This is a genomic window from Vibrio maerlii, assembly GCF_003415655.1.
Lineage (GTDB): Bacteria > Pseudomonadota > Gammaproteobacteria > Enterobacterales > Vibrionaceae > Vibrio > Vibrio maerlii.
The window spans coordinates 72599-96343 of sequence record NZ_QRHC01000011.1 but is presented as its reverse complement, the minus strand read 5'-3'; the positions used below and the strand labels follow the sequence as shown (position 1 = coordinate 96343).

Genomic DNA, 23745 nt, shown 5'->3' with positions numbered 1-23745 from the left:
ATGAAATACGGCGAATTAAACTGGTATAGAGTTAATCTTCATCAATCTATAATTAATCAATTGGTGAATTTCTTAATAAAGTAGACATTGCGATGGAAGAAAGCCGTAAGGTGGGGCGACCAACCAACAAAACCGATGCGCGAGTTAGGTTGATCACTCACGCTCGGGATCTATTTATGGTCATGGCTTACGACAAGGTGTCGATCCGGCTTATTGCACAAAAAGCAGGCGTGAACAGCTCGTTGATCCGATATTACTTCGGCAACAAGGAAGGATTGTTTGAAACCATGTTGCGCGAAACCTTAGCCCCAATGTTCGAGCGTATGAGTGTATTACTTGAGTCGAGCAGCACCGAGAGCTTTTTGGACTTGATGAGAACCTATTATCGAGAGATGAATAAGCTGCCTCAGTTCCCTCGTCTGATTGCTCAAGTGATGTATATGCCGCCTTCACAAACACAGCGTCGGCTGATGGAGAAGGTTTTTAAAGACGTAAAAACACCGATGCAGGGGGCACTGGCTCAGAAGTTGACTGACAGCGGGATATTACGCCCTGATATGGACCCAAAATTGTGTCGCTTGTCTTATATATCACTGATGGTCTTTCCATTTATCGCACCACCTGCCATGTTGTACATGCATGATATTGAATTAAATGAAGAATTTCTCTCCGAGCTTCTTGAGCACAACATAAAATTGATGAGCCATGGGTTTTTGGCTGTAGAACAAGGATATATCAATGAAAATTAGCCGTAAGTTACTCTTTTTCCCGGCCTTAGCGGTTGGCGTCATTGCCTTGGTTCTCGCCATCAATCTGCGACCGGATATTCCTACAAAGCCCGCAGGAGAACGTGCTCGATTGGTTGATGTACAAGTCTTGGAGCTCAAAGCGATTGCCCCTAGGGTGATTGGCTTTGGGAAGGTAGTCCCTAAGTTTGAGTGGCAGGCGATAGCAGAAGTCACTGGTAAGGTGGTTTATCGTAACCCAAGCTTAGAAAAAGGACGTGTACTGCCTGCTAACACGGTAATCCTTAAAATTGACCCGCTAGATTATGAGTTGAAACTGACTCAAGCTGAGTCAGACCTCAATGCAAGCCGCACTCAGTTGGCCAAGCTTGAGCAAGAAGAGAAGAACCTTAAGCAAACCCGCATTATTGAGAATAACCGTCTAGACCTCGCCAATAAAGAGTTAGCTCGTCAGCAGAACTTGCTCAAAAAAGGTTTAACTTCTCAGTCGGGTGTCGACCAGCAGTATCAAACTACCTTAGCGCAGCGCAAAGTAGTGCAAGATATTGATAATCAGCTTCTGCTGTATCCAGATGAAAAGCGAGTATCGCAAGCACAGGTAAAGGTGAATCAAGCCAAAGTTGAAGAGGCGCAACGCTCTTTGGATAAAACCACAATTACTTTACCGCGAGATCTACGTATCGCCCAGGTTGATATAGAAGAAAACCAAGTCGTCAACCTGCAACAAACGATGGTGACAGCGCAAGGTATGGACATCATGGAGGTTGAAGCACAACTATCAATTCATGATATGCAAACCCTATCTTCGAGTCTTGGTCAATTCTCACTGGATGATTCAGGTATTCCACAGCCAGATATGTCTGACTTCACGGCATCAATTTTACTGCGCAGCGGCAACTTGGAAGCTTCTTGGCCAGCGAAGGTCACCCGCATCAGCGAAACCGTCGACCCGAATCAAGCGACCGTTGGTGTTATCCTCGAAATGGAGCAAGACTATACACAGTTGACGCCTGAAACCGTGCCGCCTCTAGCAAATGGTATGTTTGTCCGAGCGGCGATCGAAGGTCAAGCCAACCCGAGTTGGGTGATCCCTGAGCGGGCCTTACATGGTGATAAAGTTTACTTACTTAATAACGAGAGTAAGCTAACTATCCAATCAGTTGAGGTGCTCTTCCGCCGTGATAATCAAGTCGTGATTGATGGTGAGTTGCAATACGGCGATAAGCTGATCCTGAACGATCTACTGCCAGCAATTGATGGTATGGCTCTTAGAGAGAGTGCTTTGAGTGAAGAGCAGGAGCAAGAGCTATGATTCAGTTCTTTTCTCGTCACCCAACTGCGGCCAACCTGTTGATGGCAGCGTTACTGATATTGGGGGTGAGTTCACTTTCCAATATCAAGCGTGAGACCTTTCCTGAATTTTCACCTCCCTACATTATGGCAGGCGTAGTTTACCCAGGTGCATCGCCACAAGAGGTGGAAGAGAGTATCTGTGTCCGCTTGGAAGATTCCGTTGATGGGTTAGCCAACATTGAAGAAACACAATGTGAAGCGATTGAAGGCTCAGCTCGATTGATCCTAAAACTCAATGAGCAAGCCGATATTGGTCGTATGCTGGTGGATGTTCAGACGCAAATCAACTCGATCAATGACTTCCCAGCAGAGATTGAATCGCCAATAGTGCAAGAGCTGGATTGGAACGAACCCGTTGTTGATGTCGCCATTACCGCAGATACTACGTGGCCACAACTGAAGGCTTATGCAGAGCAACTTAAGCGCATCATGAAGCTAGACTACGATGTGTCATTGGTAGAAGTGAGTGGCTTTTCTGATCACCAATATCGCGTGGAGCTTAACGGGGATGCGATACGTCAATTGGGATTGAGTGTTGGGGATATTGCTGAGCAGATTGGTCGTCAGAACATTAAACTGCCAAGCGGTAATGTTGAAACTCCCGACAAGCACTTTTTGATCCGTTTTGATGAGCGCCGAACCACAGCCTCGGAGCTTGAAAATATCGTCATCGGTTCAGGTGCAAATGGCTCATTGATCCGCCTTCGAGATGTTGCAACCGTGACAGATCGTTTTGAGCTAGACGAACAAAAAGTCTTGTTTGATGGTAAACCTTCAGCCGTGCTGAAAGTGAGCAAAAACAAAGAAGATGATGCGCTACGAATCAAAGAACGAGTGAGTCAGTTCGTCGACGCCCAACGATTGGTGGCGCCTGATGGTGTGACGATCGAAATGACTAATGATCTCTCATCGCTACTCTGGGATCGTCTTACCATGATGGTTCGCAATGGTTGGCAAGGTATCGTCTTGGTGTTCGCCACCATGTGGTTGTTTTTTAGCTTACGTTATTCATTCTGGGTAGCAGCGGGCTTGCCAGTTGCCTTCCTAGGCGGCTTGTTCTTGATGGCTAATTTGGGCTTATCGATCAATATCATGTCGTTGGTTGGTCTGCTGATGGCGATCGGTATCATGATGGATGATGCCATCGTGATTGCAGAGTCTATCGCCGCACACCTAGAGCGGGGACAGAGCATTGATGATGCCGTGGTGAATGGTGTTAAGAAAGTCTTCCCAGGGGTGTTGTCCTCATTCTTAACTACGGTATGCATATTCGGTAGTTTACTGTTCCTCGATGGCGAAATGGGGGCAGTGTTAAAAGCGGTGCCTCAAGTATTGATTCTGGTGCTCAGCTTGAGCTTGGTTGAGGCGTTTCTCATCTTGCCAAATCATTTATCTCACTCGCTGCACAAGCAAAAAACGGAAAGAAAGCCACTTAAGTTCAAGCGAGTGTTGCTTGAGAGGTTTGAGAACTTCCGAAATACCACCTTGGTAAAGGCAGTGGATCGAGTTGTGGCATTTCGCTATGCCTTCTTGGGCGGTGTGATGGCCTTGTTACTTGTTGCTATTTCTCTTATTGCTGGTGGCGTGGTTAAGTTCGTGCCGTTTCCAGAGCTCGATGGTGATATCGCAGAGGCGCGCATCATTCTTCCTCCGGGCTCTTCACTGAGCCAGACAGAACAAGTAGTCGATCGCATTGTTCGATCAGCGCAAAGACTTAATCAAGAGTGGAGTGAGGAGCGAGAAGGTGGCTTAACCCTAGTTGAGCATATTACTAGCCAATTTAACGTAAACGCGGATGCCAATGAGTCGGGTGCTCACCTTGCAACCGTTCGTTTAGATCTGTTGAGTGCAGAAACTCGCAATACCTTAATCGATGATTTCATCGATGCGTGGCGTGAGGAAGTCGGTGAAATTGCTGATCCCATCTCATTGGTGTTCAAGCAACCAACCATGGGACCGGGTGGCCGCGCGATTGAAATTCGAGCCAAGCACGATGACCTTCAACAGCTTAAAGCTGCCTCGATAGAAATACAGCAATACCTCAATGAGTTTGATGGAGTGACTGGTGTACTTGATGACATGCGCATGGGTAAAGAAGAGGTGTTGGTTAAATTATTACCTGGTGCTGAAACATTTGGTGTTAATGGTCAGCTGATTGCGAATCAACTACGAGCAGCCTTCTTTGGTCAAACGGCAGACGAGATTCAGGTTGGCGTTGAGAACATCAAGATTGAGGTGCGCCTAGATAAGGTAGAAGCGGGTGATCTACAACGATTAGCCAACTTCCCAATAATTTTAGCAGATGGTAGTCAGATTCCACTGGCGACGATTGCTAGCCTCGACTTTCAACGTAACTATGTGCGCATTCAGCGTGTGGATGGTTTGAGAACCATCAGTGTGTATGGAGACATCGACAACAGCAAAGCGAGCTCGTCGGAGATTATTCGCGAGTTCCAAAACAAAGAAGCGGCGATTCTGATTGAGAAATACCCGGGGTTACGTTTTGACTTTGAAGGGGAAGCCAAGGATGCGGCAGAAACGGGTGCGTCGATGGGTAAGGGCTTCTTGCTTGGGTTGTTTGGTGTGTTCTGTATCTTGAGTTATCAGTTCCGCAGTTATCTTGAACCGTTTGTTGTAATGTTGGCAATTCCACTTGCCTTTATCGGTGTGGTGTTTGGCCATTGGTTATTAGGCTATTCCTTGAGCATGCCGAGTATGATGGGCTTTGTTTCATTAGCCGGTATTGTCGTCAATGACTCGATATTGTTGGTACAGTATATTCGTCATCATGTTGATGAAGGTGATAGCGTACATGATTCAGTAGTGAAGGCCAGTCGCGAGCGCTTCAGAGCGGTATTCCTCACCTCAATGACGACAGCAGCAGGCTTACTTCCATTATTAACGGAAACAAGTTTGCAGGCTCAGGTTATTCAGCCGCTGGTGGTGTCGATAGTATTTGGTATTTTCGCTTCGACCTTGTTAGTGCTATTCATGATTCCCGCTGCTTACGCAATATTGGCCGATTTTGGATTAGTACATAAACACGAAGAAATTCACTAACCACTCAACTTAAGCAGAGCCCTCTTGCTTACAAAGTGAGAGGGCTTTTTTTACTTATTAACCTCAGATGAGGTTTATTACTCTTATCAAAACCGACTGTCATCAAAACGCCATTCTATTTTCACCTGTTTGTCACTGACCGGGATTAGTTTGCTTTGTATAGCAATACTAATTGCAAGGAGTGAGTTATGCGTGTCATGGAACCTATTACTAGAATGGATTTGGCTTTTCTGCAGCTGTGTCTGGGTCATCGCTTTAACAATCAAGTCGCGAGAGTGAGCAAAGCGATTTCGCACACTGGCGATGGTCACCTTTATCTCTTTATTGGTCTTGCTGCTTGGGCACTAGATCATCAACTAGGATTACTGTTTCTCTGTGCAGGGCTGTTAGCGTTTGCTCTAGAGTTGCCTATCTATTGGGTGACAAAGAACAGTTTTCGCCGTCAGCGGCCCTATGTGCTTTCAAAACTCATCCCGTCATTTATCACACCCTCTGATCAATACAGCTTACCGTCCGGCCACACTGCTGCAGCCTTTTTGATGGCGACATTGACTAGTCACTTTTACCCAGAGTTAGGAGTAGTGGCATTCGTGTGGGCGAGCCTGATAGGTAGTGCGCGAATCCTACTCGGTGTGCACTTTTTTACTGATGTTTTGATTGGTGCCTTACTCGGTAGTGGTTGTGCGCAGCTGAGTGTGTCTATTGTGGAGGCAATGCGTTGAAGATTTTATATGGTGTACAAGGCACGGGAAATGGCCACATAGCGAGAGCTCGAGCTATGGCGGATGCATTTAGAAAACGCAATATTGAGGTCGATTTCCTGTTTTCTGGAAGACCAACAGATAAGTACTTTTCAATGGATAGTTTCGGAGATTACCGAGCTCTTCGTGGGCTCACCTTTTCTTCTCAACAAGGGAGGGTGAGTTACCTAAAAACTGCGCTCAACAATAGCTTAGGACAAGTTTTACGAGAGGTGCGTGAGTTAGATGTTTCTGGTTATGATGTGGTCCTGAATGACTTTGAACCCATCTCTGCATGGGCAGCCAAACGTGAAAAAGTGCCCTGTATTGGTATCAGTCATCAAAATGCTTTCCGTTTTTCTGTACCACAGAAAGGCGCAAGTTGGATTGATCAACTTGTTATGACTCGATTTGCTCCTGCTGATGTGCTCATTGGTCTGCATTGGTATCACTACCAGCAACCGATATTACCACCTATCGTCCACACTAGACCCAACTCGAATGGTTCTGAAACTGACTTCGAATGCCCTTTTTACCTGGTTTACTTACCGTTTGAGGAGCTTGATGATGTGATTCAGTTATTGGGTCGATTTACGAGTCATCGTTTTCAATGTTTCCATCCGGCGGTAACGAATACACGGCAGTGGGGGAATATTACCGCTAGGCCGTTGTCATTTGAGAAATTCCAGCAAGCACTGCATCAGTGTGAAGGTGTCATTGCCAATGGCGGTTTTGAGCTGCCATCGGAGGCGTTATCACTCGGTAAAAAGTTGCTACTTAAACCATTAGAGGGACAGTTTGAGCAGCAAAGCAATGTCGCAACGTTAGAGCAGCTAGGGTTGGCAAATGCAATGGAGTTATTAGACCCTACAGCGGTAAGGTATTGGTTAGATGAGAAAGAACCTGAGGTCGTCAACTACCCAAATGTGGCTGAAGCTCTAGTCGATTGGATTATTGCAGGTAAATGGGAATGTACCGATAACCTAAGAAAAGACCTGTGGAATAAGGTCGACTTTCCTAGCTATATTACGATCTAAGTCGGCGAGATTTCGGTTGAATTCATGCATTATTTCTATCGTGTTGCGTTAACCATATTCGATCTCCGAATATCATCCTGAGCTATGAAAAGGTTCTTCTGATGCGCATTTTTCACTCAAAATTACTCAAGAAAGATAAAATATATTTTTTTATATGTGGGTTAAGCTTTTGAATATTAATGCTTAGTTATCATGGTGGCTAAAATTAAATCATTATTTGTCAAACTTATTGGTGTCGTTTGGTTTGTTGATGGATAGTTGGTGCATCGAATAAATCATACAAACAACATATTGGCTTTGGCCCGCTGCTTATGAGTCGTGCTGAGCTATTAGAACCATTCCGAGGCACACAATGTTAGAAAAGAACATGTCAAATAATGAGATGAGCAACACGATTTCAAGCTACCGTATGGAGAGTACTCTTCGTGGCGTTGACCTTAACCTACTGACAGTATTTGATGCAGTGATGCAAGAGCAAAATATTACTCGCGCAGCGACTAACTTAGGTATGTCTCAACCGGCAGTAAGTAATGCCGTTGCTCGATTAAAAGTTATGTTCAACGATGAAATGTTCATTCGTCATGGTCGTGGTATTCAGCCAACTCAACGCGCTCGCCAACTATTTGGCCCAGTTCGTCAAGCATTGCAATTGATCCGCAATGAGCTGCCAAGTTCAGTGTTTATGCCAGATAGCTCAACGCGTATGTTCAAAATAGCGATTTGCAGCCCGTGTGATATCCGATTTGCACCAAAAATCATGAACGATGTTTTAGAGCAAGCGCCTTACATTCAGCTTCACCTTGATGCGGAGTTTGATCGTCGTTTGGCTGAGCGTATGCGTTATCAAGAAGTGGACTTTGTGATTGATTACACCCGCTTTGATGATCAAGGTTTCTCAAGCACAGAGATATTCCAAGATGAACTTGTTGTTGTCGCTGCGAAAAACCACCCTCGCATCAAAGACTCAATCACTACTCAAGAGCTGACGACTGAGCGTCATGCCGTGCTTTCAAATACACACGGTCAACGCAGCTTTTCAGAGCAAGCGTACAAACATTTTGATTGTGTAAACTCTTATGAGGGTACAAGCCTTAGCAACGTATTGTATGTTGTGGCTCAATCTGAGCTAATCACAGTGGCACCACGTTGGTTGGTTGAGAATGCGGCGAACACTCATCAACTAACAATGCTTCCTTTCCCTTATGCAGAGCGTCAGATCAACGGCTACCTGAGCTGGCATGAGTCAAGTGAGAAAGATAAAGGTCACATCTGGCTGCGTGATCAACTCATGGCAATCTGCGGTGATGTAGCGGCAAAATAACAGCTTCTACAAATCGAATACCATTAAAGCCCGAGTTTCAGGATGAAGCCTGTAAACTCGGGCTTTTTCGTTTCTTAGAGTGGTACGTAAGCAACTATAATTAACAACATTGACATTAGTCAGTTGTCTTCAGGCTCTTCAGCGTTACACTTGTGCGCTCAAATTAGCTTACACATGTAAGCCAAAGGTGAAAGAGATGGCCAATTTAGATTTTCATATCGTAAAACGAATCCGTGAACAGGTTACTCAAGGTGGAGAACGCATTGCTCTCAAACACAAAGTTGGAGACCAATGGTGCGACATTAGCTGGGCGCAGTTTGGACAAGATATAGATACACTATCATTAGCGCTTTTGGCTCAAGGATTGAGAGTTCAAGACAAGATCGGCATTTTTTCTAATAATATGCCGCAATGGACAGTTGCTGACTTTGGTGCGTTGCAAGCGCGAATCGCCACGGTTCCGATTTACCCAACCAATACTGCCGCACAATCTTCTTACATTATTCAAAATGCCGATGTTCGCGTTCTATTTGTTGGAGAGCAGCCACAGTATGATGCGGCTATTTCTATTTTTGATGATTGTGAGCAGCTCGAGCTCATCGTCGCTATGTCAGAAGATGTCGATCTCAAGGACCACCCAGCGGGTATCGCTTGGCATACATTTATGTCGCGTGGTAGTGAAGTGCAGCAGGCTGAGTTGAATCAACGTTTGGAAGAGGCGAATTTACAAGATCTACTGACTCTGATTTACACCTCTGGCACAACTGGTCAGCCCAAAGGTGTTATGTTGGATTATGCTAACATAGCCGCACAACTAGTAGGTCACGATGAACGTCTGAGCCTGAGTGAGAAAGATGTTTCACTTTGTTTCTTGCCGCTGTCACACGTGTTCGAGCGTGCGTGGACATTCTACGTACTCTATAAAGGCGGCACCAACTGCTATCTGCAAGATACCATGCAAGTGCGGGATGCATTAAGTGATGTGAAGCCAACAGTTATGTGTGCTGTACCTCGCTTCTATGAAAAGATCTTCTCTGCTATCCACGAGAAAGTCGCGCGAGCGCCTATCCATCGCAAAATTATGTTCACCTGGGCGGTAAACATGGGGGCAAAAGTTGCAGCGTGTCATCAGCAAGGGAGAGAACCTTCTCTGTTGCTCAAAAAGTCACATGCCTTTGCAGACAAGATTGTGATGTCAAAACTGCGAGCATTGTTGGGCGGCAACATTAACTTTATGCCTTGTGGTGGTGCCAAACTCGATGAAACCATTGGTCGTTTCTTCCATGCCATCGGTATTAACGTCAAGCTGGGTTATGGCATGACAGAAACTACTGCAACAGTGTCGTGCTGGGATGACCGCTATTTCGACCCAGATTCGATTGGTATGTCTATGCCAGGCGCTGAGGTCAAAATTGGCGAGAACAATGAGATTTTAGTTCGAGGTCCAATGGTGATGCGTGGCTATTATAAGATGCCAGAAGAGACAGCTAAAACCTTCGATGAGAATGGCTTCCTCAAGACTGGGGATGCGGGGCATATTGATGAAAACGGCAACCTATTCATCACCGATCGCATTAAAGAGCTGATGAAAACCTCGGGCGGTAAATACATTGCACCTCAGGTTGTTGAGGGGGCGATAGGGAAAGACCACTTTATTGAGCAAATTGCAGTAATTGCAGACACCCGTAAATTTGTGTCGGCATTGGTTGTACCTTGCTTTGATACTTTGGAAGAGTATGCCAAAGAGCTCAATATTAAATACCACGATCGAATGGAGTTGATTAAGCACCATCAAGTGGTTGAGATGTTTGAAAAACGTATTAGTACTCTACAAGGTGAGTTGGCAAAATTTGAGCAAGTGAAGAAATTTAAGCTTCTTCATAAACCATTTTCGATGGATTCAGGTGAGCTTACTCCGACGCAGAAACTGCGCCGTAAGGTGATTAACGACCGTTATCATGATGAAATTGAAGAAATGTACCAAGATAAGCCAAAGGATAAGTGAATTTCTCTGACTTAATTTGAAAAGTGCATAAAAAACACCCACGCTTGTTGCAAAATAGCGTGGGTGTTTTTGTTTGTGCAAAATGTAATCAAAGTACAGGATCACATTCGATGAAATAAGGGTAGATATGACCGTGAGAAAGCGTTACATTTGTTAATGAACCTTTACTAATGTTACCTGTTACGTAAAGACATAGCCGAAAAAGTGGAAGTATTTCGAATTAGGCTACGAATAAGTCCTAGACTATGTAAAACCAAATGAATTGGCCGACCAGGTTAGTTCAGTTTGGCTAAGGAGAATAAAATGGAAATGTTATCTGGCGCAGAAATGATCGTCCAGTCGTTGATCGAAGAAGAAGTTGAGCAGATTTTTGGTTACCCGGGTGGCTCGGTTCTTGATATCTACGATGCCCTTCACGCAAAAACCGACCAAATTAAACACGTCCTTGTTCGCCATGAACAAGCGGCCACACACATGGCTGATGGCTACGCACGTTCTACCGGTAAAACCGGCGTTGTACTTGTGTGTTCTGGTCCTGGTGCGACGAATACCGTAACGGGTATTGCGACAGCATATATGGACTCTATCCCAATGATTGTTATCTCTGGTAACGTACCAAATAGCTTGATTGGTAACGACGCTTTCCAAGAGTGTGACATTGTGGGTGTATCCCGCCCAATAGTAAAACACAGCTTCTTAGTTAAACGTGCAGAAGATATTGCTGAAACGGTTAAGAAAGCCTTCTATATTGCAAACACAGGTCGTCCTGGCCCTGTTGTAATTGACGTGCCAAAAGACGTCATGAACCCTCAAATTAAGCTCCCTTATGAGTATCCGCAATCTATTAAGATGCGTTCATACAACCCGACGACAACAGGTCACAAAGGTCAAATCAAGAAAGCATTAAAAGCTCTTCTAGAGGCGAAGAAACCCGTGCTTTATGTGGGTGGTGGTGCGGTAATCTCAGAGGCTGATAAGCATCTGTTGAAACTCGCGGATAAACTGAACCTACCTGTAGTTAGTACGCTGATGGGGCTAGGTGCCTTCCCAGGAACGCACAAAAATTCGCTTGGTATGCTTGGCATGCATGGTACTTATGAAGCCAATATGGCCATGCATAATGCCGACCTAATATTCGGTGTGGGTGTGCGTTTTGATGATCGTACAACCAACAACCTAGAAAAATACTGTCCGAATGCCAAAGTCGTTCATATCGATATTGACCCATCGTCCATTTCTAAAAATGTACGTGTGGATCTGCCTATCGTAGGTTCAGCAGATAAAGTACTCGAATCTATGTTGGCGATCTTAGAGGATCAAAGCGGTACTAATGACCAAGATATGATTGAAACTTGGTGGAGTGAGATCCAATCTTGGCGCAATCGCAACTGTTTGGCTTATGAAACATCACCAGATCGCATTAAGCCACAGCAAGTGATTGAAACACTGCATAAGCTAACCGACGGCGATGCTTTTGTTGCGTCAGATGTAGGCCAGCACCAGATGTTTGCAGCGCTGTACTACCCATTCAAACAGTCTCGCCGTTGGATTAACTCTGGTGGCCTTGGCACTATGGGCTTCGGTCTACCAGCGGGTATGGGCGTTAAGTTTGCTCACCCTGATGAAGAAGTTATCGTGGTAACCGGTGATGGTAGTATCCAGATGAATATCCAGGAGCTATCAACGGCTCTTCAGTACGGTATTCCAGTGAAGATCATCAACCTAAACAACCGTTTCCTTGGCATGGTGAAGCAGTGGCAAGACATCATCTATCAAGGGCGTCACTCAAACTCATACATGAGTTCCGTTCCCGACTTTGCCGCGATTGCAGAAGCGTATGGTCACGTAGGCATGCGTATTTCCTCTCCAGATGAGTTGGAGTCTGGTCTACAAAAAGCGCTGGATATGAAAGATCGATTGGTATTTGTCGATATCAGCGTGGATGAGACAGAGCACGTTTACCCTATGCAAATTAAGGGTGAAGGAATGGATAAGATGTGGCTAAGCAAGACGGAGAGAACCTAATATGAGACATATCATTTCGCTACTAATGGAAAACCAACCAGGCTCTCTTTCTCGCGTTGTTGGTCTGTTTTCTCAACGTGGATACAACATTGAATCACTAACCGTATCGCCGACGGAAGATGAAACCTTATCTCGCCTGAACATTACGACTGAGTCTGACGAGCTACAGTTAGAGCAGATTCAAAAGCAGCTGCATAAGCTTATTGATGTGCTTAAGGTACAAGAGGTATCAGAGCTTGAGCATATTGAGCGTGAGTTATTGATGGTGAAGGTTAAAGCGAGCGGCTTTGCTCGTGCAGAAGTTAAACGTACTGCGGATATCTTCCGAGGACAAATTGTCGATGTGACAGCTTCTCAGTACACGGTACAAATGGCAGGCACCAGTGAAAAGCTCGATGCCTTTATCCAAGCTCTGAGTGAGGTGACAGAGGTCATTGAAGTCGCCCGAAGTGGGGTCGTGGGCATTGCTCGTGGTGACAGAGCCCTAAAGGTGTAACCCTTTCCTGACAGAAAGCAGTAATTGTTATCAATTGCTGCTTTATTTTTTTATGATACGAGGCTTGCTATAATTATAGGCTTGTTTCTATTGGTTAAGTTTTTGATTAGGTGGCATTTATGAGGCTGAAAACGGCAGCAAGTGTTTTGCTCATCACCTGTATCAGCTTTACCTGTCTCGTCTCTCTTTACTACTTCCAACAGTATAAAGCTCTGATGAATGACATCACAGAGCAAACCTCAAAAGATGCCCTCTACCAGCTATCATATACTGAGCGTGAATACGCTAGTATGAAAGAGCAATTGGTCTCGATAGTTTCTCTACTGAGTAATAACCAATCTCTGTTCGATTTCATTGTTACAGACAATCGTGCAAACCGAGAACTAGTAGAGGAGGGCTGGAAAACGGTCGCAGTAAACCAAAAATGGTATGCACGAATCCGTTATGTGGACATTGCTGGTGATGAAATGATTGGTGTGAATTATTCTCGTCAAAACAACTTGGCATACACCACTGAGAAACGCAGCGATATTTTTAATACACCGCTCTACGAGTATGCATCTGGTCTACAGTTAAGAGAAATTGGTGCTTGGGGGCTAGGGTCACAACCGCTTCCTGATAGCCCATCATTGACGAACCTTGTGCTAAATATTATCTCCCCAGTTGATATGCTTGGTACTAGGGTGGGGTATCTCATCCTAGATCTCGACATTCCTTATCTAGCTTCTCGCTTGAACTATGCTCCAGATCAGGACTTTAGGCCATCCGTGGTGAATCAGCATGGTTACTACGTTGTGGATGAGCAAATGAAGTCAATTTATGGCAGAACACCTGGCCAAGACTCGCCAATCAGGCTCAATGAACAGTATCGAGATCAGTGGTCAATTGCTAAGAACTTGCAAAGCTACTCAGCACAAACACCCGATCAGGGACTCCTTGTCTTCAATAAGGTAGAGCTGGCAAAGGGGCAGCCTCTTTATTTGATGATTCATCTCTCTCATGAGCGACTGTTAGTGCGCGCTGAGCGAGATATTAACGATCTCTATCAACAAGCTTTCTTTGTTTTAGCTTTGATGTTGTTGTTTGCGATACCAACGACCTCAATGATGCTCTATTACCGTCGAAGAACCATTGAGAGTAAGCTCGCTCGCGCCGCTCTGAGTGGCATGACATCGGTGATGATCACTGACCACAAACACAATATCATTTTGGTTAATGATGAGTTTGAATCGATCACCGGCTATCAAAACAAAGATATAGAGGGTAAGAACTCTCTTTACCTGCTGCTTCAAGAGCAAGGGATTGACTCGATTAAGAATGTACTCAACGCACTGGAAGAAGCCGAAACCTGGGAAGGCGAAATAGAATGTGTTGTTGCTGATGGCAGTCGACTGACTGCGATTACCCGCGTTCAATCGATTAAAGATCTGAACAACAAGTCGAGCTACTACATAGTGTCATTAGTGGATATCAGTGAACGAAAAGAGCTTGAGAATAAATTACGTATTTTGAGTGAGAGAGATGCATTGACTCATATCTGGAACCGCCGCAAATTTGAGGCGGAGCTGGTTAAGCAATCTAACCTTACGGAGCGCTACCCGGATAGCCATAATGTGGCGCTAGCGCTCGTCGATATAGACCACTTTAAGCGCGTGAACGATCTAGAAGGTCATGATGAAGGCGACAAGGTAATTAAGTCCGTTGCAGAATTATTGGTACAGCAACTGCGTACCACCGACTTTGTAGCGCGTATTGGTGGTGAAGAGTTTGCCCTCATAATGCCGCATACCAGAATAGATGAGGCACAATTGGTCCTAGAGAGAATTCGCCACAACGTAGAGGTGCACTCTCATATTCCTGTCACGATCAGTATTGGCGTTACTGACCTAACAGAGGACAGCACACGCTCATATAAGTGGGCTGACATCGCTCTTTATGAGTCGAAAACCGCAGGGCGCAACAAAGTGTCAAAGTGTTTAAGCTCTGATGAGATAGCCTAAGTATTTCACTCTAACCCAAATTGCGCTGCATTAGACTAAAGTCTAACGCTGATTAATAATTGAACTAAACTTATAGATATGTAAAATAGTCGCCTCTGTTCAAGTAGGAACCAAGAACACGATTATTTTGCCCTTCTAGGAAGACATTAAGCATAAGGATATAGCATACGGACATCAAACCTCTGGGCACACGAGGCTTAGTATGTTGAATCATTTTCTAGTGAGGCTAACGATAGGTAGTCTAGCGATCTTGGGTATTAAACTCAGCGCATTGTACTTTTTACCTATGGTTCTGCTGTTAAATACTCACCACAAAGAGTTTTTTGGGTGGTAGAGATCCAGATAGTTGGATAATAAAAAACCGAGCGCATGCTCGGTTTTTTGTTTCTATTCGCTTATAGCCTTAAGCAACTTCAATTGCTTTCTCAATGGCCTTCATTGAACCAACAAGGTGCTCATCAAGTAACGCTGTAGCTTGTTCTGCATCTTTAGCTAACACCAGCTTCATGATCATCTCATGCTCTTCAATATTAAAAAGGTTTTGTGCCGCATTATCGCAGTTATTGATTGCAGTATAGCGGTAGCGCTTAACTTGATTGATAAGGTCGCTGAAGAACTCAAACATGTTCTTTGAGGTTGCACCTTCAAGCAGAGATACATGGAACAGATGATGGCGCTCTTCCCACTCACCCCAACCAAAATTGTCTTCCGTATGTTGAATGCGAGAGAGCTTATGGTAAGAAGTCAGTACATCGAGCTCCCATGCTTCATCTCCGCTCTCAATCGCTTTCTTGAGTAGAACGCTAGAGATAACACGCAAACTTTCGTAGAGATCATTTAGCTCCTCTTTCGAAACTGGAGATACCCAACATCCTTTTTGTGGTGCTAGCTGAACGTATTTGCTCCATGAAAGCTGGACCAACGCCTCACGAATTGGTGATGCACCTACGTTGTACTTCTCTTTTAGCTCTGCAACAACCAGCTTCTGTCCTGGTAGTAGGTTGCCATCTAGAATGTCTTGGCGAATAAGTTTCGCAACTTTATCAGTCAGAGTCGGGCTAGACACGGTCAATCCTCATTTGGTATTTCTGTATTTAACAGTATGCAATTCTATCTTTGCGTGATAATACAGCGTACCGAATAGTGAGGCAATAGAAGGAAGGCATTAGATATAAAAAAAGAGAGCCGAAGCTCTCTTTTTATGTAATCGAATGGATTTTCGAGTAATTACAGTACGTGTACTGACGCAGTGTTAGTTGTACCTGAAGCTACTAGAGCACCAGAAACCATTACTACGATGTCGCCTTTCTTACCGAAGTTAGCGTCTAGAGCGTACTCTTTACCCATCTTGTAGAATGAGTCAGTGCTGTCGATTGAATCAACAAGAACTGGACGAACACCCTTAGTAAGAACTAGTTGAGCTGCAGTCTTCTGGTTAGTTGTAAGAGCGATGATGCTTGCAGTTGGGAAGTACTTACGTACAGAACGTGCAGATTTACCGCCTTCAGTAGCAACGATGATTAGTGGAGCAGCTAGCTTCTCAGCTGTGTCTACTGCACCTTTACATACTGCTTCAGTGATGCGTAGGCGTGGGCTGTCTAGGCGAGAACCTAGTTCAGCTTTAAGCGCGCCGTCAGTACGGTTAGCGATTTGAGCCATGATAGTCACAGCTTCAACTGGGTATTTACCTTTTGCAGTTTCACCAGAAAGCATTACAGCATCAGTGCCGTCCATGATTGCGTTCGCAACGTCACCCGCTTCTGCACGAGTTGGACGTGGGTTGTTGATCATAGAATCAAGCATTTGAGTTGCAGTGATTACAGTCTTACGTGCACGGTTACACTTCTCGATCATCATCTTCTGAGCGAAGATTACTTCTTCAGCTGGGATTTCAACACCTAGGTCACCACGAGCAACCATGATACCGTCAGAAAGCTCTAGGATTTCGTCGAAGTTATCAACACCTTCTTGGTTCTCAATCTTAGAGATGATGTGGATGTTAGAACCGCCGTTCGCGTCTAGGATCTCACGGATTTCTTTAACGTCAGATGCTTTACGGATGAAAGATGCAGCAACGAAGTCAACGCCTTGCTCACAACCGAACTTAAGGTCGTTCTTATCTTTTTCAGATAGAGCTGGAAGTTGAACAGAAACGCCAGGAAGGTTAACACCTTTGTTTTCACCTAGTGCACCGTTGTTAAGAACTTTACACTTAACTTCAGTTTCAGTAGTAGAGATAACTTCCATTTCGATTAGGCCGTCATCAACTAGGATCGTGTTACCAGCAGATAGGTCTTTTGCGAAACCAGCATAAGTTACAGCAACAGTTTCTTTGTTACCTACAACAGCAGTGTCAGTTGTGAAAGTGAATTCTTGACCAGCTACTAGGTCTACGTCGTTGCCGTCTTCTAGCTTGATAGTACGGATCTCAGGACCTTTAGTATCAAGAAGGATTGCTAGTTGCTTACCTACTTTATCCATTACTTCACGGAAGTTCGCGATACGAGTGCCGTGCTCTTCGTAGTCACCGTGAGAGAAGTTCAGGCGCATTACGTTCATGCCTGCGTTTACTAGTTCAGTTAGCTTCTCTACAGATTCAGTTTTAGGGCCAATCGTACAAACGATTTTGGTCTTTTTCATGGAAGATACTCTCCGGTAAGTAGTGTTTACTATTTTTAAATTTGGATATTTCGCTGAAAGAAATGCCTATTTAATGTAGTAACGAAACTGCTTCGTCACCAGTTTTGAGGCAAAAATTCTATCAGTGTGAAAGTCTTTCAATATTTTTAGTCATTTAGTGACCAAAAAATATGGCTAAATTCAATGCTATCAACTTATCAGCTGAAGTTATCAGGAGTAAGTGACAAACAAATTAATGCTGGTTTTGTAATTTTTTTTCTTTTCGGGCGGGGATTCTACCACTGAATTTGTACAATTTCACGGCTAAAGACTTGTCTTAGGACAAGGTTTTAACGGTATTTATTTATTTTTTATGTCGAAATAATTCAAATGACCAAAAACAACAAAATGGTAGGCAAAAAGTAATAAAGTTTCAGAAAGGAAACTAATGCTGGTTGATATGTGTACAGACACTTAAACAAAAAAAGCCTGAGGAGTTATCCTCAGGCTTTCTGAATATGGTGGCCCCTCACGGACTTGAACCGTGGACCTAACGATTATGAGTGGCAATTTTGGGTGTTTTCCAATAAACGCCAATGAACAATAAAGAACATTAAAATCATTAAAACTCAATCACTTAATTGACATATTTTGTTTTTGGTTGTTTACTGTTGTACATAGAAATACGCGTCATCTGCTACATATTTGCTACACAGGAATGAGCCATGCCACTACGAAAGAAGATCAGTGCATCATCCATCAAAGCACTTCGTATTGAAGACAAGCGCTTAAACGATACTGAAATTGCAGGCTTCCACGCCCGCATTTCTTCCAAGGGAGCAATCAAGTACTACCTTTACTATCGTATTAATGGAAAGCAGACAAACTACTTCTTAGGTTCAGCAAGTGACATTACCCCTGCGCAAGCTCGAGACCTTGCCAAAGAGAAAGTGGGGGAAGTAGTGCAGGGCAAAGACGTACACACAGAACGCAGGCAGATTAAACAAACCTTAGAAGCCGAAAAGCATCAAATCTTTGGCGTATTCTTGGAAGAGAAGTATCTTCCCTTTTTAATGGCACGGAATCCCAAAACCGCAAATCGAACTTATACACATCTAAAGAATATATTTCATTTCTTAGTTGATATGCCAATGTCGGAAATTTCCGCTTGGGAAGTACAGAAGTGGATCAGCGAGCGCCGTAAGCAGGGCACTAAACCTGCGACCATCAATTACAGCGTTAACACCCTTAAAGGCGCGTTTTCTCGCGCAGTAGAGTGGGGAGTAATTGAACAAAGCGACCTTAAATCGATAAAGACCATTAAAGAAGATAACACCCGCATACGCTACTTGTCTGAGGTGGAAGAAATTGAGCTTCTAAACGCTATGCGTCAGCGAGATACTGAGCTTCGTGAAAAACGAGATTCTGGTAATGCGTTTCGCGAGCAGCGCGGTTATGAGCTTTTACCGTCGTTTGAGAAGCTTTCTTACGTTGATCACATTGAGCCACTAGTTTTGCTAGCCATGAATACGGGGCTGCGGCGGGGTGAATTGATGGGGCTAGAGTGGCCCGATATCAACTTAACTCAAAAATACCTAACAGTGCGCGCGACTATCGCAAAGAGCAAGAAACACAGAATCGTGCCCCTAAATAGCACGGCACTAGGCGTGCTTAAAAAATGGAAAGCGCAGGGTGAGCGTAACAGCTATGTGTTTTTTGGTGAAGACGACAATCCCATTAAAGACTTTAAAAAAGGTTGGAATGCTTTACTTAGCCGAACCAACATTTTTGATTTTCGTTTTCATGATTTGCGGCATCATTTTGCAAGTAAGCTAGTGATGAATGGGGTTGATCTAAATACTGTGCGTGAGCTATTGGGGCATGCTGATTTGCAGATGACCTTGCGGTATGCCCACCTAGCACCTGAGCACAAAGCATCTGCGGTCAATTCAATCGGCTAGTTTGCTCGGTAGATTGGTCTATCTCACTCTTGGCCAGTTCCGAAATTGGAATCTTTAGATTTCGCAATCTTTCGGATAAGCTCAGGTAGGGTAACGCCTTGCCAATAGGTAAATAATTGTAGGCTAAAATAAGCGACGAAAGAGCAAAAGCCAACTGTTTTTTGTCATACTGAATTGACTTGTTAGCTTTACATGCCACCTGAACGGATTTCTCTTAGTGCCTTTATTTTCTCGGAGACCAACTCATCTTTTAAGATGTAATCATCATTAACTTTTGATATGAAGTTACTTTCCCAATCGACGATCTTGGCATTTAAGTCTTCGCTATGAGCAGAAAGTTGAATAAGGAGGTATTTTAAATCTCTTGGTATTTGTATTGTTGCATCGTCTCGCGAGGAGTACTCAACTTCATTGCTGTCGTGATAATTGACGCTTTCCCCTACACCACCAGTTTTACACCAAACATCATAAATGCTTAACTTCTCTAAAGCCTTGCCCAACAACTCAAGTTCGCGGTGATTTAAAACACTATTTTTGTGAAAATTCTTAACAGTTTCAGCAATATCATTTGCTTTAAACACAGCAAATGCAGAAGCTAGAGCAGCAATAGCACTAACTAAAGGGGAAATGGAGTCTAACATAGATAATATCTCACAAATAATTTTCAAACTATCTCTCTAAAAATGAGGGTGAATAAAATAGTAAAGCTGCCGCCCGCTTAAGTGGTGAGCAAACCTGCTACAGAACTTAACTATTACGCCATAAATACAAATGCTAAATCAAACCAAAACTGCCGGGCGTTGCGAATCACTCTTAAATGCTTTGTTAGGTGAATTATGCGTAATCCACTATATGGCGATACCTAGCTAGAATATCTGGATACTTACGTAACCTATCTTCTATATCGAAAGCGTTCCACCAAATGATCGTATTCTGCTCTTTTCTATCCCTTTGCCGCTCTAACATTTCTGTCAAATCACGCGTAGTTTGCGTGTTTACTACCAACATGTAACCATCTGGTCGGTAGTCAAAAATTGTACTTGGCATATCTACATCCGACTTACCAATGGAAGATTTATTAGAATGTTTTAAGTTTGTTTTACACTGAACAATCATTTTACCTATTTGGACAGATTCAGTTCCTTTGGAAACTCGACTTTCATTGTGGAGCATATTGTATTCACAAATCAAATCTCGACCGTTATCAGCTTGATTGGTAGGTGCGACTTTCTTAACAGAAAAGACCCAAGGTTCACGATTTAGTAGTTCTAGGACTAAATCCTCAAATTCTCCACTGGCCTGTCTGTCAATAATGTTCCACTCAAAATTTTTGTCACCAAACAGCAATGAAATTTCTTTTTGCTGGCGAAGTCTAATTAACTCTCTTTCTTCAGAAACGGACTCCAGACCACAGTTACTATACTTAATTACAACATGATGGTCGCTAATAAAGACAAGCTGATTTTCTTGCGATATTACCTCCATGTTTGATGTATCTCCCAACGCAGCGACAAGATCTTTAGCGAACTCCTCATCATTAAATGGGATGGTCGTTCGTATATCTTTAGTAACTTCTACATTTGACGCGACTCCCTTGATCATCTGTGCGCTATCATTTTTGATAGCAAGCTTCTTAAGTAATCCGGATATATGCGTACTTTTAAATATTGAGAACTCAGATGAAAAGCTACGAAAAAACAACCAGTAAGGATTCATGCGTACGTTAGCGACATATGACTCATTCTCACCAATATAGCCCCTGATTTTATTTTTCCACACATTAAGTTCAGGAGAGTCAAAGGAGAAATCTTCCGGACAATAACCGACCGCACCTAGTATATTCCCTTGATACATATGGAACATATATAGTTCCATTAAAATGCTATAGAAACACTCAAAGTCTTGTTTACTGTTTTTTCTAATTCGTTCATTAAGCGGCTGGGCTGGGAACCAGTACATCCCATATAATTCGTCTTCAATCCCACTGAAATCATTATGCTCGCCTAGAAAACGAAATGAGCTTTTCCCTCTAGATTTTGTAATAGCGGTTAGGACCGTTGGTACAATTGCATGTAGGTCAGTGACTTCCTCGATGCGTAGCTGTCGATAGTAGAAAACTGGAAACAGCTTATCATCATCAATATCCTCTAGAAATATTCTCCATTGAGGACAGCAATCTAACCCTATGAAAACCTGATTTTCATTGCGTTTTGTAACGCTGAAGCCAACTTCTTAAATTCGCTCTAAAAATTCTTCTATCATCATTATCCAACATAGACGGAGTTATAAAATTCAATTAACATTTTTATTTGTAGTCCAGTTCGCCTTTCTGGACTAGTTATCGGCTCAAAAACCTTATAACTATCTGTATAATCAAACAAAGATAACAATACGGCCACGACTCGCTGGCGGAAAAGTGAGCCGGTTCGATTTTTCGATACACCGTGCCAGCATAAACGACCTATTATCAGTTAAAAGTGATTGATCGATAACCTTTTGGCATAGCATCACCTAGTAATCGATCCTTTGAGCAAACTTTGAGTTTGCGGATTGTCGAGTTAATTATCATAGGGGAAACGAGAGAGGTTTTTGAATAGTGAAAGTATGACGTAACTCAGATCGGGGCACTTTCGAGTTACGAGGTGCCTCACTAAATTCAGACAATTCCTCAGATTTCATCCCAAATGTTGAAGATATCGATGGAAGTCTAACTCCAAGTTAATCAACGAATCCAACTGCGTCTATGCTCTAGCGCTTTGTTAGCCTTCACAAAATAGATCTTTTTTGCATGCTGCGATTTTATCCAGCAATTTATTCCTCGAACAGATGAACTCTTTACGTTTCTTTTTAATCTCTGTTAATTGTTGGTCGTTTAAATTTGAAGGATAGTCTTGTCCGGACTTCCACTTGGCGATATCCACAACCTGTTTTCTAAGTTTTATAGTTGCCTTACGATAGGCTACTACTTCCTGTGCCAATTTTTCTTTATCGAGAGATCGTAGTAAAAACTCTGACTTATGAATGTACTCGAACTTACTATAGACAGCCTCAGCAGCATTAACCGCTTTGCTATCTATACTCTCGGGTACTCCTTTATTTTCACTCAAGTACTCGAATTTAACTGTTGTCATAGAAAAAAATAAGTCTAATGCATCAGCGTATACAAAAAACGAGTCCGCAGCTTCATACAACCTTGCGACATCTTTTTCTGCTATTCTATTCTTTGCATTTTGAACATGTTGTTTTTTGAAATAATAAAAGCTTAAAAAAACGGCGAGAAGAGGTGCGGCGCTAGCTATCCATATTGGAACAAAATCTAACCAAGACTTTGATTGTCCCTTACTGATTTGAACACTTAGTGCCAATACTGCTTCTTTTAATGCGTTGATTAACTCAGGCTCTATTGCTGACATTACAAACTCCATCAATTAGTTAATAATACTTGCAAGCTAACGTTTAATAGATTGCAAACGGTAACAAACTAGCTAGTTTGTTACATTGTTAGAGTTCATAGCGTAAGAAAAGTTATTCAGAGTTGCCATGATTACAAGCAGGTTAAACGTGCCCTAACTCACATTAGGGGAAATGTGAGTTAGATACGAGTAAATTTACATTTAGGAAAACCACTACATCCGAGAAACCTGTTTCCTGCATTTGGACCTTGTCTAGCAGTTCGTTCAACGAGCACCGAACCACATCACGGGCAGGATGTATTAGAGTTGTGCCTAGCACGAAGGTTCTGCACATGTTGTCTGTTGGTCGTGGTATTGTTTTTTGTGGTTTTCGACTTCTCTTACCAAACTTATCACCTCGCTATCGCTAAGCACTCTATATTTAAATCTCTTAATGTATCGACCTAGCCCGCGAACTAGAACGTTGCGTGGTAAATCTGTTCGAAGCTCGCAATCTCCCGTCAAAACCACGACTGTTTCAATGATTTCTTCGTCCAAGGCAAAGTGCTTTGCAAGAGCTTTTTTCTGTCGATAGGTTTGTCTTAGAGGATTTTGAAACCGGTACTTACTGCCAAATAGGTTTTGTGTCCATTGTGACGCTCTCTCATTACCAAAAATCCAGCCTTTGAGGTTTTTGGTTTCTACTATAAAGATACCGTGACGAGATATTAACAGGTGATCAATTTGTGCAGTTCCGTTAAACGTTGGAACGTAAATATCGTGGAATCGGTGGTAAACATTAGAGTCTAGCGATGCCCAAAGGCTTAAAGCTGTCTTCTTTTCGCCAAACCAGCCTTTTATTACATTGAACATTATGATTCTCCGAGTTCTTTGTTTCCTTTAGTCAACGCTGCATTTATATTCGTTTGTGCTTAATATTTGACCTTAACATCGTTGAGATGGACATTTGTATGCTTAGTATCAAAATGT

The 23745-nt window shown here is 43.3% G+C and carries 18 protein-coding genes; 11 read left to right on the top strand and 7 right to left on the bottom strand.

Annotation, left to right across the window (positions count from 1 at the left end; translation table 11 throughout):
* Positions 1-92 precede the first annotated feature (92 nt).
* The 10 genes from DPF91_RS17700 to DPF91_RS17655 all read left to right on the top strand — a co-directional run bounded on the left by DPF91_RS17700 (position 93) and on the right by DPF91_RS17655 (position 14783).
* Positions 93-749 (top strand): TetR/AcrR family transcriptional regulator, encoded by a 657-nt coding sequence (locus DPF91_RS17700; protein WP_117235776.1) that lies wholly within the window; start codon positions 93-95, stop codon positions 747-749.
* A complete protein-coding gene (locus tag DPF91_RS17695) occupies positions 739-2058 on the top strand; it encodes an efflux RND transporter periplasmic adaptor subunit (protein WP_117235775.1) in 1320 nt (439 codons plus the stop codon). The genes DPF91_RS17700 and DPF91_RS17695 overlap by 11 nt, the downstream gene beginning before the upstream one ends.
* A complete protein-coding gene (locus tag DPF91_RS17690; protein ID WP_117235774.1) occupies positions 2055-5159 on the top strand; it encodes an efflux RND transporter permease subunit in 3105 nt (1034 codons plus the stop codon). The genes DPF91_RS17695 and DPF91_RS17690 overlap by 4 nt, the downstream gene beginning before the upstream one ends.
* Positions 5160-5347: 188 nt before the next feature.
* A complete protein-coding gene (locus DPF91_RS17685) occupies positions 5348-5881 on the top strand; it encodes a phosphatase PAP2 family protein (RefSeq protein WP_117235773.1) in 534 nt (177 codons plus the stop codon).
* On the top strand, positions 5878-6936 hold the full coding sequence (locus DPF91_RS17680) for an MJ1255/VC2487 family glycosyltransferase (protein ID WP_117235772.1): 1059 nt from the start codon (positions 5878-5880) through the stop codon (positions 6934-6936). Before DPF91_RS17685 ends, DPF91_RS17680 begins: the two co-directional genes overlap by 4 nt.
* Positions 6937-7303: 367 nt before the next feature.
* Positions 7304-8257, top strand: a complete 954-nt coding sequence (gene leuO, locus DPF91_RS17675; protein WP_117235771.1) for a transcriptional regulator LeuO — start codon at positions 7304-7306, stop codon at positions 8255-8257.
* 196 nt (positions 8258-8453) lie between these two features.
* A complete protein-coding gene (locus DPF91_RS17670) occupies positions 8454-10262 on the top strand; it encodes an AMP-dependent synthetase/ligase (RefSeq protein ID WP_117235770.1) in 1809 nt (602 codons plus the stop codon).
* A 303-nt stretch (positions 10263-10565) separates the two neighbouring features.
* Complete coding sequence (locus DPF91_RS17665) at positions 10566-12287, top strand: acetolactate synthase 3 large subunit (protein ID WP_117235769.1); 1722 nt, start codon at positions 10566-10568, stop codon at positions 12285-12287.
* 1 nt (position 12288) lies between these two features.
* The gene (ilvN, locus tag DPF91_RS17660) at positions 12289-12783 is read left to right on the top strand and encodes an acetolactate synthase small subunit (protein ID WP_117235768.1); all 495 of its coding nucleotides are present in this window, start codon (positions 12289-12291) and stop codon (positions 12781-12783) included.
* Between the two features lie 119 nt (positions 12784-12902).
* Entirely contained in the window at positions 12903-14783 is a 1881-nt protein-coding gene (locus DPF91_RS17655; protein ID WP_117235767.1) for a sensor domain-containing diguanylate cyclase, read from the top strand.
* Between the two features lie 403 nt (positions 14784-15186).
* On the opposite strand, the gene DPF91_RS17645 is transcribed toward DPF91_RS17655, so the two are convergent.
* Both DPF91_RS17645 and pykF read right to left on the bottom strand, forming a co-directional pair.
* Positions 15187-15849 carry a GntR family transcriptional regulator gene (locus tag DPF91_RS17645; protein ID WP_117235765.1) on the bottom strand — a complete coding sequence of 221 codons (663 nt, stop codon included), beginning with the start codon at positions 15847-15849 and terminating at the stop codon, positions 15187-15189.
* Positions 15850-16010: 161 nt separating this feature from the next.
* Positions 16011-17423 carry a pyruvate kinase PykF gene (pykF, locus tag DPF91_RS17640; RefSeq protein WP_117235764.1) on the bottom strand — a complete coding sequence of 471 codons (1413 nt, stop codon included), beginning with the start codon at positions 17421-17423 and terminating at the stop codon, positions 16011-16013.
* Between the two features lie 704 nt (positions 17424-18127).
* Between pykF and DPF91_RS17635 the strand changes: the two genes are divergently transcribed.
* On the top strand, positions 18128-19363 hold the full coding sequence (locus DPF91_RS17635) for a site-specific integrase (RefSeq protein ID WP_117235763.1): 1236 nt from the start codon (positions 18128-18130) through the stop codon (positions 19361-19363).
* Between the two features lie 188 nt (positions 19364-19551).
* On the opposite strand, the gene DPF91_RS17630 is transcribed toward DPF91_RS17635, so the two are convergent.
* The 5 genes from DPF91_RS17630 to DPF91_RS17610 all read right to left on the bottom strand — a co-directional run bounded on the left by DPF91_RS17630 (position 19552) and on the right by DPF91_RS17610 (position 23628).
* Positions 19552-20004, bottom strand: a complete 453-nt coding sequence (locus DPF91_RS17630) for a hypothetical protein (protein ID WP_117235762.1) — start codon at positions 20002-20004, stop codon at positions 19552-19554.
* Between the two features lie 193 nt (positions 20005-20197).
* On the bottom strand, positions 20198-21226 hold the full coding sequence (locus tag DPF91_RS17625) for a hypothetical protein (protein WP_117235761.1): 1029 nt from the start codon (positions 21224-21226) through the stop codon (positions 20198-20200).
* Between the two features lie 896 nt (positions 21227-22122).
* On the bottom strand, positions 22123-22776 hold the full coding sequence (locus tag DPF91_RS17620) for a hypothetical protein (RefSeq protein WP_117235760.1): 654 nt from the start codon (positions 22774-22776) through the stop codon (positions 22123-22125).
* 179 nt (positions 22777-22955) lie between these two features.
* The gene (locus DPF91_RS22420) at positions 22956-23051 is read right to left on the bottom strand and encodes a topoisomerase DNA-binding C4 zinc finger domain-containing protein (RefSeq protein ID WP_206355583.1); all 96 of its coding nucleotides are present in this window, start codon (positions 23049-23051) and stop codon (positions 22956-22958) included.
* A 37-nt stretch (positions 23052-23088) separates the two neighbouring features.
* The gene (locus DPF91_RS17610; RefSeq protein WP_117235759.1) at positions 23089-23628 is read right to left on the bottom strand and encodes a nuclease-related domain-containing protein; all 540 of its coding nucleotides are present in this window, start codon (positions 23626-23628) and stop codon (positions 23089-23091) included.
* Positions 23629-23745: the final 117 nt, after the last annotated feature.